This is a genomic window from Amycolatopsis thailandensis, from assembly GCF_002234405.1.
In the GTDB taxonomy this organism is placed as follows: domain Bacteria; phylum Actinomycetota; class Actinomycetes; order Mycobacteriales; family Pseudonocardiaceae; genus Amycolatopsis; species Amycolatopsis thailandensis.
The window spans coordinates 21,139-34,580 of the sequence record NZ_NMQT01000055.1; the positions used below are offsets into that span (position 1 = coordinate 21,139).

At 68.5% G+C, this 13,442-nt stretch carries 13 protein-coding genes; 5 read left to right on the forward strand and 8 right to left on the reverse strand.

Annotated features, from left to right (window positions below):
- Positions 1-128: 128 nt before the first annotated feature.
- The gene (locus CFP71_RS15605) at positions 129-749 is read right to left on the reverse strand and encodes a mycothiol-dependent nitroreductase Rv2466c family protein (RefSeq protein WP_093934575.1); all 621 of its coding nucleotides are present in this window, start codon (positions 747-749) and stop codon (positions 129-131) included.
- 168 nt (positions 750-917) lie between these two features.
- Between CFP71_RS15605 and pepN the strand changes: the two genes are divergently transcribed.
- Positions 918-3,491, forward strand: coding sequence for an aminopeptidase N (gene pepN, locus CFP71_RS15610; protein WP_093934576.1), 2,574 nt, complete (start codon positions 918-920; stop codon positions 3,489-3,491).
- 180 nt (positions 3,492-3,671) lie between these two features.
- Here the strand turns inward: pepN and CFP71_RS15615 are convergent, their stop codons facing one another.
- Entirely contained in the window at positions 3,672-4,154 is a 483-nt protein-coding gene (locus tag CFP71_RS15615) for a DUF5130 family protein (protein WP_093934577.1), read from the reverse strand.
- Positions 4,141-4,398: an aa3-type cytochrome oxidase subunit CtaJ gene (ctaJ, locus tag CFP71_RS15620; protein WP_007034712.1), complete on the reverse strand. Its 258-nt coding sequence runs from the start codon at positions 4,396-4,398 to the stop codon at positions 4,141-4,143. The genes CFP71_RS15615 and ctaJ overlap by 14 nt, the downstream gene beginning before the upstream one ends.
- A 301-nt stretch (positions 4,399-4,699) precedes the next feature.
- On the opposite strand from ctaJ, the gene CFP71_RS15625 reads away from it, so the two are divergent.
- Positions 4,700-5,053, forward strand: coding sequence for a hypothetical protein (locus CFP71_RS15625; RefSeq protein ID WP_093934578.1), 354 nt, complete (start codon positions 4,700-4,702; stop codon positions 5,051-5,053).
- A gap of 117 nt (positions 5,054-5,170) precedes the next feature.
- Here the strand turns inward: CFP71_RS15625 and CFP71_RS15630 are convergent, their stop codons facing one another.
- Complete coding sequence (locus tag CFP71_RS15630) at positions 5,171-5,665, reverse strand: HNH endonuclease (protein ID WP_007034711.1); 495 nt, start codon at positions 5,663-5,665, stop codon at positions 5,171-5,173.
- Positions 5,666-6,095: 430 nt separating this feature from the next.
- Here CFP71_RS15630 and CFP71_RS15635 point away from each other — a divergent pair, with 430 nt between their 5' ends.
- Genes CFP71_RS15635 through CFP71_RS15645 form a run of 3 tightly spaced genes read left to right on the forward strand, consistent with a single transcriptional unit; the run spans position 6,096 to position 9,042 of the window.
- Positions 6,096-7,073 carry a mechanosensitive ion channel family protein gene (locus CFP71_RS15635; protein WP_093934579.1) on the forward strand — a complete coding sequence of 326 codons (978 nt, stop codon included), beginning with the start codon at positions 6,096-6,098 and terminating at the stop codon, positions 7,071-7,073.
- Positions 7,074-7,093: 20 nt separating this feature from the next.
- Positions 7,094-7,489: a globin gene (locus CFP71_RS15640; protein ID WP_093934580.1), complete on the forward strand. Its 396-nt coding sequence runs from the start codon at positions 7,094-7,096 to the stop codon at positions 7,487-7,489.
- Positions 7,489-9,042 carry a glycoside hydrolase family 13 protein gene (locus tag CFP71_RS15645; protein ID WP_093934581.1) on the forward strand — a complete coding sequence of 518 codons (1,554 nt, stop codon included), beginning with the start codon at positions 7,489-7,491 and terminating at the stop codon, positions 9,040-9,042. Before CFP71_RS15640 ends, CFP71_RS15645 begins: the two co-directional genes overlap by 1 nt.
- Before the next feature lie 344 nt (positions 9,043-9,386).
- On the opposite strand, the gene CFP71_RS15650 is transcribed toward CFP71_RS15645, so the two are convergent.
- From CFP71_RS15650 to CFP71_RS15665, 4 genes are all read right to left on the reverse strand, one after another.
- Entirely contained in the window at positions 9,387-10,115 is a 729-nt protein-coding gene (locus tag CFP71_RS15650) for a Crp/Fnr family transcriptional regulator (RefSeq protein ID WP_093934582.1), read from the reverse strand.
- A 573-nt stretch (positions 10,116-10,688) separates the two neighbouring features.
- Positions 10,689-11,357 (reverse strand): response regulator, encoded by a 669-nt coding sequence (locus CFP71_RS15655; RefSeq protein ID WP_093934583.1) that lies wholly within the window; start codon positions 11,355-11,357, stop codon positions 10,689-10,691.
- Positions 11,354-12,478: a sensor histidine kinase gene (locus CFP71_RS15660; protein WP_093934584.1), complete on the reverse strand. Its 1,125-nt coding sequence runs from the start codon at positions 12,476-12,478 to the stop codon at positions 11,354-11,356. The genes CFP71_RS15655 and CFP71_RS15660 overlap by 4 nt, the downstream gene beginning before the upstream one ends.
- Before the next feature lie 57 nt (positions 12,479-12,535).
- Complete coding sequence (locus CFP71_RS15665; RefSeq protein WP_244199702.1) at positions 12,536-13,384, reverse strand: hypothetical protein; 849 nt, start codon at positions 13,382-13,384, stop codon at positions 12,536-12,538.
- Positions 13,385-13,442: the final 58 nt, after the last annotated feature.

Below are 13,442 nucleotides of genomic sequence, written 5' to 3' on the forward strand. Positions count from 1 at the left end.
ACGGTCAGTGCGTGATCGCTTCGTGGCTGATGCCCCCAATGTGGCATTGGGGACGCTGAGTGTCCCCAATGCCACATTGGGGACATTTTGAGGCCTCGCGACCCACGCGATACTGGCCTTTCGATGACTCAGTCGAAGTTCAGGTCCCCGCTCCGGGTGCGCTTCAGCTCGAAGAAGTCCGGGTAGCTCGCCAGCGCGCGGGCGCCGTCGAAGACCTTTACGGCGTCCTCGCCACGCGGGATCGAGCTGAGCACCGGGCCGAAGAAGGCGACGCCGTCGATGTGGATGGTCGGGGTACCGACGTCCATTCCGACCGGATTCATACCTTCGTAGTGACTCTTCTTGAGCGCTTCGTCGTACTCGGTCGACTCGGCGGCCTCGGCCAGTTCGGCCGGGGCGCCGATGGCTTCCAGGGTCTCCTTGATGACCTTGGGGATGTCCTTGTCGCCCTGGTTGTGGTGGCGCGTGCCGAACTCCGTGTAGAAGTCGCGCAGGGCCTCCTCGCCGTTCTTCTGCGCCAGCGCGGTCGCGACGCGAACGGGACCCCAGCCGCGGCTCAGGAGCTCCTTGTACTGCTCAGGCAGGTCCTCGCGGCCGCTGTTGAGCTCGGACAGGCTCATGATCCGGAACCTCAGGTCGAGGTCGCGGTGCTTCTCCACCTCGAGGATCCAGCGGGAGCTGATCCAGGCGAAGGGGCAGATCGGATCGAAGTAGAAGTCGACCTTGGTCGTCTCGGACGGGGCGGTCATCAGGTTCTCCCAGTGCCATCGTCTTGGGGTGGGCCGGTACACACAGAGTGCTACACAGCGAGCCAACATCACGGCCGTCGGCGTTGTTCCCGTCGTCAGCGACGGCCCGGACATGATTGGATGCCTGTAGTTGGAAACCAAAACCGATACCGATGACCAGAGGTGCCAGTGCCCGCCCCCAACCTGACCCGAGACCAAGCCAAGCTGCGCGCGGACCTGCTCGACGTCGAGTCCTACGACATCGAGCTGGATTTGACCGACGGCCGCGGCGGTCCCGGTGAGAAGACCTTCACGTCGAAGACGACGATCAAGTTCGCGAGCGCCAGAAGCGGCGAAGCGTCGTGGGTCGACATCGTCGCCGAGGGGATCGAGTCGGCCGTCCTCAACGGGACGGACCTCGACGTCAGCGGGTACGTCGAGGACAAGGGCGTCGAGCTGCCCGCGCTCGCCGAGTCGAACGAGCTCGTCGTGGACGCGGTCTGCCGGTACATGAACACCGGCGAGGGCCTGCACCGCTTCGTCGACCCTGTCGACGACGGCGTGTACCTCTACACGCAGTTCGAGACCGCCGACGCCAAGCGCATGTTCGCCTGCTTCGACCAGCCCGACCTCAAGTCGGTCTACCGGCTCACCGTGATCGCGCCGAAGGACTGGAAGGTCATTTCGAACGCGCTGATCGAGTCGGCCGAGGAGACCCCGGAAGGGGCCGTCCGCACCGTTTTCAAGGTGTCCGAGCGGATCTCGACCTACCTGGTCGCGCTGATCGCGGGCCCGTACAGCGAGTGGCGGGACGAGTTCTCGGACTCCCACCGCACGATCCCGCTGGGCATCTACTGCCGCGCCTCGCTCGCCGAGCACATGGACGCGGACAAGCTGTTCACCGAGACCAAGCAGGGTTTCGCGTTCTACCACGAGAAGTTCGCGACCCCGTACCCGTTCTCCAAGTACGACCAGCTGTTCGTGCCGGAGTTCAACGCGGGCGCGATGGAGAACGCGGGCGCGGTCACCTTCCTGGAGGACTACGTCTTCCGCAGCCGCGTCACCCGCTACGCCTACGAGCGCCGCGCCGAGACGCTGCTGCACGAGATGGCGCACATGTGGTTCGGCGACCTGGTCACCATGCGCTGGTGGGACGACCTGTGGCTGAACGAGTCGTTCGCGACCTTCGCGAGCGTGCTGGCCCAGGCCGAGGCGACCGAGTACAAGAACGCGTGGACCAGCTTCGCGAACATCGAGAAGTCGTGGGCGTACCGGCAGGACCAGCTGCCCTCGACGCACCCGATCGCCGCGGACATCGTCGACCTGCACGCGGTCGAGGTGAACTTCGACGGCATCACCTACGCCAAGGGCGCGAGCGTGCTCAAGCAGCTCGTCGCCTACGTCGGGCTCGAGCACTTCCTCGAAGGCCTGAAGGTCTACTTCGGCAAGCACGCCTGGGGCAACGCGACCCTGGCGGACCTGCTGGGCGCGCTGGAAGAGGCGTCGGGCCGCGACCTGTCGTGGTGGAGCGCGCAGTGGCTGGAGACCACCGGTCTCAACTCGCTGAGCCCGCGCTACGAGATCGGCGCCGACGGCGAGTACACCGCGTTCGCCGTCACCCAGACCGGCGCCAAGCCGGGTGCCGGTGAGCTGCGGACGCACCGGGTCGCGGTCGGCGTCTACGACGAGGACGAGAACGGCAAGATCGTCCGGAAGCACCGAGTCGAACTCGACGTCGACGGCGAGCGCACCGAGGTGCCGGCACTGGTCGGTCTCCCGGCGGGCAAGCTCGTGCTGGTCAACGACGACGACCTGACCTACTGCACGATGCGGCTCGACCCGGCGTCGCTGACCACGCTGATCGACCGCATCGCCGACATCACCGATCCGCTGCCCCGCACGCTGTGCTGGTCGGCGGCGTGGGAGATGACGCGCGAGGCCGAGCTCAAGGCCCGCGACTTCGTCACGCTGGTCCAGCGTGGTGTGCACACCGAGACCGAGGTCGGCGTGGTGCAGCGGCTGCTGCTGCAGGCGCAGACGGCGCTGAACTCGTACGCGAACCCGGCGTGGGCGGCGGACAAGGGCTGGCCGGAGTTCTCCGCCCGGCTGCTTGACCTGGTGCAGGGCGCCGAGGCCGGTTCGGACCACCAGCTCGCGTTCGTGAACTCGCTCGCCGGCTGCGTGCTCGACGACAAGACGCTGCGGATCATCGCGGGCTGGCTCGACGGCACCGCGCCTCTGGAGGGCCTGACCGTCGACACCGACCTGCGCTGGCGGCTGCTGCACGCGCTGGTCGCGCACGGCAAGGCGGAGAACCCCGAGATCGACGCGGAGCTCGCCAACGACGACACCGCCGCCGGACGGCGTCAGGCGGAGCGCTCGCGGGCGCTGCGGCCGACCGACGAGGCGAAGGCCGACGCGTGGCAGCGGGCGGTGTACGACGACGAGCTGCCCAACGCGGTCAGCGACTCGCTCATCACCGGTTTCTCCCACCCGGGGCAGAAGCACCTGCTCGGCGGCTACGTGACGCGCTACTTCGAGGTCATCGACGAGGTGTGGCAGCGGCGCTCCAGCGAGCGGGCGCAGCCGACCGTGGTCGGGCTGTACCCGTCGTGGGCCGTCGAACCGGCGACGGTCACGGCTTCGGACGAGTGGCTGGCCGGGGAGCACCCGGCGGCGCTGCGCCGTCTGGTGTCGGAGGGCCGGGCCGGGATCGTGCGGGCGCTGGCCGCCCGGGAGTTCGACTCGCAGGCCGGGGTTTAGTCCCGTAAGACGCTATGAAAGGTCCTTTCCTTGCGAAATTTGCAAGGAAAGGACCTTTCATAGCGTCCGGGAGCGGTCTGTGGCCCCCGAGCGCAATCCTCGAGTGCAATGAAGGGGCCTTTCATCGCAAATTTCGCGATGAAAGGCCCCTTCATTGCGCTTGAAAGCGGCTGAAGAGCGTCAGTGCTGCGGAGCGCCCGCCTGGTCGCTCAGCATGCGGAGGGCGTTCACGAGACCGCCGGTGAGGTCGCCTTCCTTGAAGGAGGCCACCATGCTGGCCACGGCGAGCTTCGCGCCGCGGTCGGGCAGGCGGTGCCGGGCCTGCGAGCCCGTCACAACCTCGATGGCGCGCTGGCCGGGCGACACGGCGACGACCACGGCGTCGGCCGGGTTGTCGGTCGAGGCCAGCAGGCCCTCGGCGGTGGCGCGGGTGTCCTCGCCGAGGTCGCCGAGGTACACGCTGAAGTCCAGGCCGGTCTCGCGGCTGGCCAGCGTCAGCGCCTCGTCCAGCCGGGCAAGCTGCTGGGTCGTGAATGGGCTGATCGGCCCAGCGGGTTCGTACATCTTGGCGGCGGAAACCCGGCCGCTGGAGGTAACGGCGGCGCCGTAACCGGGCTCTTCGTCAACAGCGGTGGACGAATGGGTCAGTTCACCAGTTGCCACGAGCGCCTCCCGTCACCGAAGCTCCGTTCGCGGCGTCGACGGCTGTCGCGCCGCCCGCGTGCGAATGCCTGGCGCCGACACCGTCGGGGTTGGCGCTCCACCACATGGCCGGGTACTCCCACGGCTGCCCCGGCCGGTACCGGGCGACGCCCGCGCCCTTCGACCGCAGCGTGGCCACCCCGCAAAGCGCGTAGATGACCAAGGGGATCACCGCGAAGACCAGGATCGTCTCGACAAGGTTCACGCGCGTGAGCGTATCCGACCCTGATCGCCGTCGCTGGGCCGCACCCACCCGCGCGGACGTGGTCCGCGACACCTACCGCTCACCGTCCGCAGGGCGCCGTCCGCCGCTTGCCGCGAAAGCGCTCCCACGTTGGGGCGAAGCCCTCAAGGCCGAAAGGTTGCAACTCAACGTACGGGCGGCCGCACCCGGCGCTGTCGTCTTGTCCGAGCCTTGAAATCCTCGTAGCTTTTTCACCTGTACGGGCCTTGCGCCCAGCTCCCCCACCCCAGCAGGTAACGCACCGGTCGCAGGAGGACATGTCATGCAGAGCACCCAGACACCCGGCCAGGCGATCATCGACGACATTTCGTCACTCTTCGAAATTGAATTCGTCCCCGGTACGCGTGTGACGGCGGGCACACGGGTTACGCGCGGTACTCGCGTCACTCGCGGTACCCGGGTCACCGCCGGTACTCGCGTCACCCGCGGCACCCGAGTGACCCGTGGCACCCGCGTCACCGCCGGAACCCGCGTCACCCGTGGCACGCGAGTCACTCGCGGCACCCGCGTCACGGCCGGCACCCGCGTCACCTGCGGCACCCGGGTCACTCGCGGCACGCGCGTCACCCGTGGCACCCGCGTCACCTGCCAGAGCGACTTCTCTCTCGCCGCCTGAGCTTCGAGCACGACCTGCCAGCAGGGGATTTGCAGCGGTAGCGAGCTTCACCACGGCATCATCGGCCCGCCCCGGCCGCCGAAAGGCAGCCGGGGCGCCGACGTGTTCAGGAACTGATCAGGCCGCCGTGCCCAGGTACGGCCGCCACAACGGGTCGGCCTCCTTGGAATGGGCCAGCAGCCGCCAGTGCGGCCCGTGCGGGGCCCTCGGCACGACGCGCAGGCGCCAGCCGATCTCGGAAAGCAGTTTGTCCGCCTTCCGGTGGTTGCACTTGGCGCAGCAGGCCACGCAGTTCGTCCAGCTGTGGGGACCTCCACGACTGCGCGGGACGACGTGGTCGATCGTCTCGGCCCGCCCTCCGCAGTAGGCGCAGCGGTACCGATCGCGATGCATCAGCCCGGCCCGGGTCAGCGGCACCTGCGCGCGGTAGGGCACACGTACATAGGTGCTCAGCCGGATCACCGAGGGCACGGGCAGCGAGACCGTGGCGGCGTGCAGTTCGAGCCCTGCCGGGTCGCCGTGCACCACCTCGGCCTTGCCGCACATCACGAGGACCACCGCGCGCCGCAACGGCAGCGCCGTGAGCGGCTCGAACGTGGCGTTCAACAGCAATACCCGTCTGCGGCCCCAGGACGACGCCGTGGTCGTGGTGGGTACCGCCGCGGTAGACGGATCCCGCCCTCTACGCTGTCCGGGCGGGCGGGCAACACCTCCTGGCCGCGTTCCCGGCCCGCCCGGTGGAGCCCCGTGCGAGGGGGCACCTCCCGGATGGGCGCGCAACACGACCTCCGGCGCCTGTCCGGCCAAGGCTTGGCTCGGGACGCCGAGGGGGATGGGTTGTCGGTCTGGCACTCGACCACCTCCACCGGTGCAGGCATAGTCGACCACAGATCAGCCCCAAAGTGCACGTGTGTTACTGGACGTGTCATATGCGCGCGACCCGGCGGCCACCTGAAGTCGGCCGTTTCGCCTCCGCCGGGGCGCCTGCCGCGCCGAGCAGCGGATGCGATCCCCGCCGAGTACGAAAGGACATTTCTTCTCCGTGAACCTGCTGCCCACCGAACCCCCGGCATGCACGAAGGACGCCAGCACCTTGTGCGGCCAGGTGTTCCAGGTCACAAACAACGAATGGCTCTCCGCGTCGGCAGGCTGGCTGCTGACGAAGCCGATCAAGATAGTGATGATCGTCGCCGTGGCGTTCCTGCTGCGCTACGTGGTGCGGCGCCTGATCAACCGCGTGACCAGGATGCCCAGCGGCTCCTCGAAGCTGCCGGCCCTCTTGAGACCGCTGCGGGAGAAGGCTCCCGAAGTTCTCGGGTCGGCCGTGATGGAACGACGCCGTCAGCGCGCCGCCACCATCGGCTCGGTCCTCAAGTCGGTGGCGACACTGTTCATCTACGGCCTGGCGTTCATCCTCGTGCTGGGCGAGCTGGGCATCGACCTGGCGCCGATCATCGCCTCCGCCGGCATCGTCGGTGTCGCGCTCGGTTTCGGCGCGCAGAACCTCGTCAAGGACTTCCTGTCCGGGATCTTCATGATGATCGAGGACCAGTACGGCGTGGGTGACGTCGTCGACGTCGGCGAGGCGTCCGGCACCGTCGAGGCCGTCGGCCTCCGGATCACCACCCTGCGTGACCTCAACGGCACTGTCTGGTACGTCCGCAACGGCGAGGTGCTGCGGGTCGGCAACTCGAGCCAGGGCTTCGCGGTGGCCGTCGTCGACGTCCCGCTCAGCTACTCCGCCGACGTCGAGAAGGCCACCGAACTGATGGCCGAGAAGTCGAAGACGCTCTTGGAAGGCGAAGGGCTCGCACCGAACGTGCTGGAGCCGCCCGAGATGCTCGGTGTCGAGACCGTCACCCCCGAAGGCATCAAACTCCGCCTCACGGTGAAGGTCCGCCCCGGCAAGCAGTGGGCCGTGCAGCGCGCGCTGCGAGCGCACCTGCTCGCCGCGCTGGACGAAGCCGGCTTCGAGCCACCTCTCGGGCGCTTTATGTCCTCCGGCACCGCCGGGCAGTAGGACAAGGGCAGAATGGAGCTGTGTCCGTGACCGAACCTGACCCCACCACCTTGTACGAAGCGATCGGCGGTGAGCCGGTGTTCACCCGGATCGTCGCGCGGTTCTACGCCGAAGTGGCGGTCGACGAGGTGCTTCGCCCGCTGTATCCCGAGGAGGACCTCGGCCCGGCCGAGGAGCGCTTCCGGCTGTTCCTCATGCAGTACTGGGGCGGCCCGCACACCTACTCGGACCAGCGCGGCCACCCGCGCCTGCGGATGCGGCACGCCCCGTTCAAGATCGGCCCGATCGAGCGCGACGCCTGGTTGCGCTGCATCAAGATCGCTGTCGACGAGGAGAAGATCGAGGAGCCCTACCGCGGGCAGCTGTGGGCGTACCTGGAGATGGCCGCCAACAGCATGATGAACAGTTTCGTGTGATGAAGCGCGACGGGGCGTGGTGGGACCAGGCGGTCTTCTACCAGGTCTACGTACGCTCCTTCGCCGATTCCGACGGGGACGGCGTCGGTGACCTCGAAGGCATCCGCGGCAAGCTCGGGTACCTGGAGCTGCTCGGGGTCGACGCGCTGTGGCTGACGCCGTTCTACCGGTCGCCGATGGCCGATCACGGGTACGACATCGCCGACCCGCGTGACGTCGACCCGATGTTCGGCACCCTCGGTGATTTCGACGTGCTGCGCACCGAGGCGCACAAGCGGGGTATCAAGGTCACCATCGACGTCGTCCCCAACCACACCAGCAACACCCACGCCTGGTTCAAATCGGCCATGGCGGCGCCGCCGGGCAGCCCGGAACGGGATCGCTACATCTTCCGTGACGGGCTGGGCAAACGCGGCGACCAGCCGCCGAACAACTGGGTCAGCGCGTTCGGTGGCCCGGCGTGGACCCGGGTCCCGGACGGCCAGTGGTACCTGCACCTGTTCTCGCCGCAGCAGCCGGATCTGAACTGGACCAACCACGAGGTGGCCGCGGATCTGGAGCGGACCCTGCGGTTCTGGCTCGACCACGGGGTCGACGGCTTCCGCGTCGACGTCGCGCACGGCATGGCGAAACCGCCGGGCCTGCCGGACATGGACCCGCGGGTGAACGCGATGGGTCCGAGCGAGTTCTACGACCCGCGGTTCGACAACGACCGCGTCCACGAGATCCACCAGATGATCCGCAAGGTGCTCGACGAGTACCCGGGCACGATGGCCGTCGGCGAGATCTGGGTGACCGACGAGGAACGCCTCGCGCGGTACCTGCGGCCGGACGAACTGCACCTGGCCTTCAACTTCCGGCTCGTGCTCACGCATTTCGACGCGGACGCGCTGCGGACGGCCATCGAGCGGTCCCTGGCGGTGCCGAAATCGGCTGGGGCGTCCGCCACCTGGACGCTGAGCAACCACGACGTCTGGCGGCAGGTCAGCCGATACGGCGGCGGGGAACGCGGCGTCCGGCGCGCGCGGGCGATGGCGCTGGTCGAACTCGCGCTTCCCGGGACGGTCTATCTGTACAACGGCGAGGAGCTGGGGCTCGGCAATGTCGACCTTCCCTTGGAAGCTCTCGCGGACCCGCGCGCCAAGACCTCCGGGGCCGAGTTCGGCCGGGACGCGTCACGGGTGCCGTTGCCGTGGGAAGGCGACTTGCCGCCGTTCGGTTTCTCGCGGAATCCGCGGACGTGGCTGCCGATGCCCGCCTCGTGGGCGTCGGTCACCGTGGAGGCCCAGCTGGAGGATCCGGCGTCGACGCTGTCGCTGTACCGGCGGGCGATCGAGATCCGCAAGACGCACAAGGCCTTCGGCGGGGACGAGCTGGAGTGGTACGGCGCCCCGGCGGGCTGTTTCGCGTTCCGGCGGCGGGGCGGCGGGCTGGTGTGCGCGCTGAACACGTCGGCGAGCCCGATCGCGCTGCCGCCGGGTGAGGTGCTGCTGTCGAGCGTGCCTTTGGTGGACGGGAAACTGCCGCCGGACGCGGCCGTCTGGCTCGTCTGAGCCCCCCCGTGCAATGAAAGGCCCCTTCATCGCAAATTTTGCGATGAAGGGGCCTTTCATTGCACGGGGAGTGGGCGTGGCGTTAGTCCGAAAGTGTGAGTTGGGCCGTGTCGGTGAACGACCTCCCCCGCTGATGCGCCTTAGGGGCAGAGCATCGAAACGTTGTCGGACGAGGAGGAACAGCCATGGCCTGGGAAATCGCCCTGGTCGCCGTGCTGGCCGTCGTATTCGTCATACGGCTCGCGCTTCAGCTGAAGCGCGGCTGACCCCGTTTTGCGCACCCCGCGGCGCAGTGAATGAGGAGAACGGGGCTTTCATAGCGGTTTTCGCGGTGAAAGCCCCGTTCACCCCATCGCGATCCGCCGCCCTATCCGCATCTGCGGAATCCGCCGCGGCCTGGCCGCGGGGGCGGGGGAAAGCGGAGGGCCGTCCTCGCGCAGGCGTTTCTTCACGTGGATCGTCTTGTAGCCGGTGGCCAAGAACCCCTCGTTCTTCAGTTTCGCCATCACGGCGTTGACCGACGCGGCCGAAGCGCCGATCGCGGAGGCGAGATCCGCGTGGTTGAGCCCCACGTCGATGACGACGCCGCCGTCACCCGGGATCCCGTGAAGCGCCTGCAGCCTGGTCAGGTACGCGGTCAGCCTGCTCCGGACCTTGGCCGTCGCGAACCCCAGCGCGACGTTCCGCAGCCGCAGCCGGACGGCCAGGTCCACGGTGATCAAGGCCATCGCCTGCTTGTCGTCGTCGAGAAAGCCGCGGAAGGCGTTCTGCGGGATCTCCAGCACACGGGCCGGTTTCGTGGCGACGTAAGAAAGCTGGCTCGACCGTCTGGCCAGGCAGTCTTCGACGCCGAGGACGTCGCCGGCGCCGAGCAGGTCCACGATCATCGGCGACGTGCCGCCCTGCGCCGCCCGCAGCGCCTTCACGAATCCGGAGCGCAGGATCAGCACCGGCGGCGCCGGATCGCCCTGGTTGAGCAGGGTCGAACCCGCCACATGGTCCACGTGCTTGCCGAGGTCGAGCAGCCGCTGCCGCTGCCGTTCGGTGACCGCCGCCAGGAAATCCCCGCCCATCAGCCGACCACCCGGAGTGGATCAGTCTTTGCCCTCAATAGTGACTCCCAGTGAGAGAAGAAAGCGCGTCGATTTCTTGCCTGGCCGGGTGAGAATCACTTCGGGTAGGTGACCGCACCACAGGCCGTTCAGCCGGAGACTAGTGCTCAGCGGCATCGCGAGAAAGCAAAGCGCTCCCCGTCTCCCCGGTCCGGGGAGGCATTACGCGACGGAAAGTGACGACCATTCCTCGCGGCGGCCGCGAGTAAAGTCACGCTCCGTGCACGGAAATCGGGGCGAAATCGCCGGGAAATCCCTGAACTCGTCAGGAAATCAGGAATTGCAGTACGAGCGTACGCTTTCGGATCGATCGCCGGGATCCCGCGATCACTTCTTCGACTCCCTGGTGGAGACGAAGATGAGACGGCGACGGGAGCCTGACCGGAGGTCCGTCCACCCTGGTCCGGGACGTGCATCTGCACGTGCACTCCGCCTGATTAACGGAGTGTCAGCGTCGAGGCCGCTACGACGACTCCCCGTGACAGGCGGGATTTTTCCGCAATCTCAGCTTTTTGGGGGAACCTCACGGCTCGCTCAGCCGCGACGAGGACTGACCAGGCCGGATTCGTAGGCGAGCACCACCAGCTGCGCCCGGTCGCGCGCCCCGATCTTGGTCATGATGCGGCTGACGTGCGTGCGCGCGGTGGCCGTCGAGATCACCAGATGCGCCGCGATCTCGTCGTTCGACATACCGCCGGCGACCAGGCCGAGGACCTCGCGTTCGCGGTCGGTGATCTCGCGGACGGCGCTCACGTCGATGCGGCGGTTCTCCGGCCGGTCGACGAACTCCGCGATCAGCCTCCGGGTCACGGTCGGCGCCAGCAGCGCCTCCCCCTCGGCGACCACCTTCAACGCCCGCAGGAGCTCCACCGGATCGGTGTCCTTCAACAGGAATCCGCTCGCGCCGGCGCGCAACGCCTCGTAGACGTACTCGTCGACGTCGAAAGTGGTCAGGACCAGGACCTTCACCCCGGCCAGCTGCGGATTCGCGGTGATCCGCCGCGTCGCCTCGAGCCCGTCGACGCCGGGCATCCGGATGTCCATCACGACGATGTCCGGTTCGTGCTCGACAGCGGCCGCGACGGCCTGCTCACCGTCGCCGGCCTCGGCACAGACCTCGAAGCCGTCTTCGGTCTCCAGCAACACACGGAAACCGGCGCGCACCAGCGCCTGGTCGTCGGCGAGAACCACCCGGATCGTCATTCTTCCCCCTTGATGGGCAGGTCCACCCGGACCTGGAAGCCGCCGTCCACCACGGACGTCGTGAACGCGCCGCCCAGCGCGGCCGCCCGTTCGGACATCCCGCGCAGGCCGTGCCCCGGCGCGGGTTCGACGGCGCCACGGCCATCGTCGCGGACGAGCAGGGTCAGCGCACCGGTTTTCCGCTCGAACGTGACGACGACTCCGCGCGCCTGGTTCGCGTGGCGGACCACGTTCGTCAGCGATTCCTGCAGGATCCGGTACGCGGCGCCGTCGACCGGGGCGGGCAGCTCGCCCGGCTCGCCGTCGACGCGGACCTCCAGCCCGGCGGCCCGCGCGTGCTCGAACAGCTCGTCGGCCTGGGCGAGGCTCGGCGCGGGTGCCTTGTCTTCCCCGGACCGCAGCACGGCCAACGTCGCGCGAAGGTCCTTCAGCGCCGAAGCGCTCGCCTCCTTGATGTTCAGCAAAGCCTCTTTCGCCTGTTCAGGGCGCCTGTCGGCGACGTGCGCCGCGACCCCGGCCTGGACGTTGATCATCGCGAGACTGTGCGCGACGACGTCGTGGACCTCGCGGGCGATGGTGAGCCGTTCCTGTTCGGCCATCCGGTGCCGGTGCTCGTCGGCCTGCTCGCGGCGGGCCCGCGCGGCGGCCAGCCCGTTGCGCACCGCGGTCCCGATCCCGACGACCGCGATCACCCAGACCACCCCCAGCCCGGCGCGGACGTCGAAGGTGCCGAACCCGTGCCGGACGAACAGCACGATGCCGGCGGCCAGGAGCAGCGACCCGCCGGTGACGCTCGCGACGATCGGCCCCCGGATCTTCGTGAGCATGAACAGCGCGATGGTCGGCAGCACGATCGCCGGCCCGCCCGGGTTGCCCGACGCGTAATAGCCCAAGGTCAGCGCGGACGTGAGCAGGAAGATCGGCATCGGGTACCGGTGGACCACCAGCAACGGCAGCGCGGTGGCGACCAGCCAGAGCCCACCGAAGGTGGTCAGCGGTGGGGTGTCCGGTTGCCAGCGGGAGGCGCCGCTCGTGGCACCGAGGACGAACCCCAGCGGCAGGACCACGCGCAGCACGCGGCCCACCCAGGGGCTCCACGAATACCGTTCTTTCAGCAGCACAGACGAAAGCTACCCGGGGCGGAGGCGTACCGCGTCCGTCGGAAAGCGGCTTACCGGCTACGCCGCGTGCGGTAGCCGCCGCAGGACCGACGTCATCATCAGCACCCCGCCGATCACCTGCACGACCAGTACCAGGGCAACATCCGCGGATCCCGCGGTGAACGCGCCGAACAGGCTCCACACTCCCGAGCCCGCCATCGCCCCGGCGCCGGTCCACACCAGGACCAGCCGCGGCCAGAACCGTCCCCGTGAAACGGTCGCCAGCGCGATCGCGGCGAGCACGCCGAGCAGCGCGATCACGACGTCTTGGCCGCGGGCCGCCAGGCCGCCGGAGCCGAAGGCCCAGATCGAGTGGCCGATCGCGGAAACGAGTGCGGCGGTGATGCCGAGTTTGCCCGCGGCGCCGAGTGTTCCCGGCCGCACGGTGCCGGTGACGACGAACCACCAGCGGTCGCGCGCGTAGAGCACGAACGCGGTGAGCAGCAGGACCCCTTGCCAGGCGAAACCGCCGTAGACGACGGCCCAGACCCAGTTCTCCAGAGGCATTTCGGTCAGTCGCGTCGTCGTCAGCTCGGCCACGATCACCGGGAGGTCCAGCACGATCGGCGCGAGCAGTCCGGTGCCGATCCAGATCGGGAACAGCACGAGCGGCGCGGGGATCCGGCGGCCCCAGGAGTAGGTGAACGCCAGCGCGAGCACCACCGCGACGACGTCCATCCCGCCGGTGACGAGGTTCGCGAACAGCACTATGTCGGAGTCCATGAAGGACGGCTCGCGGAGGCCGAGGCTGCCGCCCGTGACCCAGGACGCCTTGAGGGTCAGGTACGGGAGCGTCCCCAGGATCGCGGCGTAGCAGACGATCAGGCGGGCGCTGGAGATCTTGGGTGGAGCCATCGCTGCGGTCATGGATTCAGCGTCGGCGTTCGCGCGGCGGAAAGACTCCCTCGTGAGCCTGGTCCGTCTC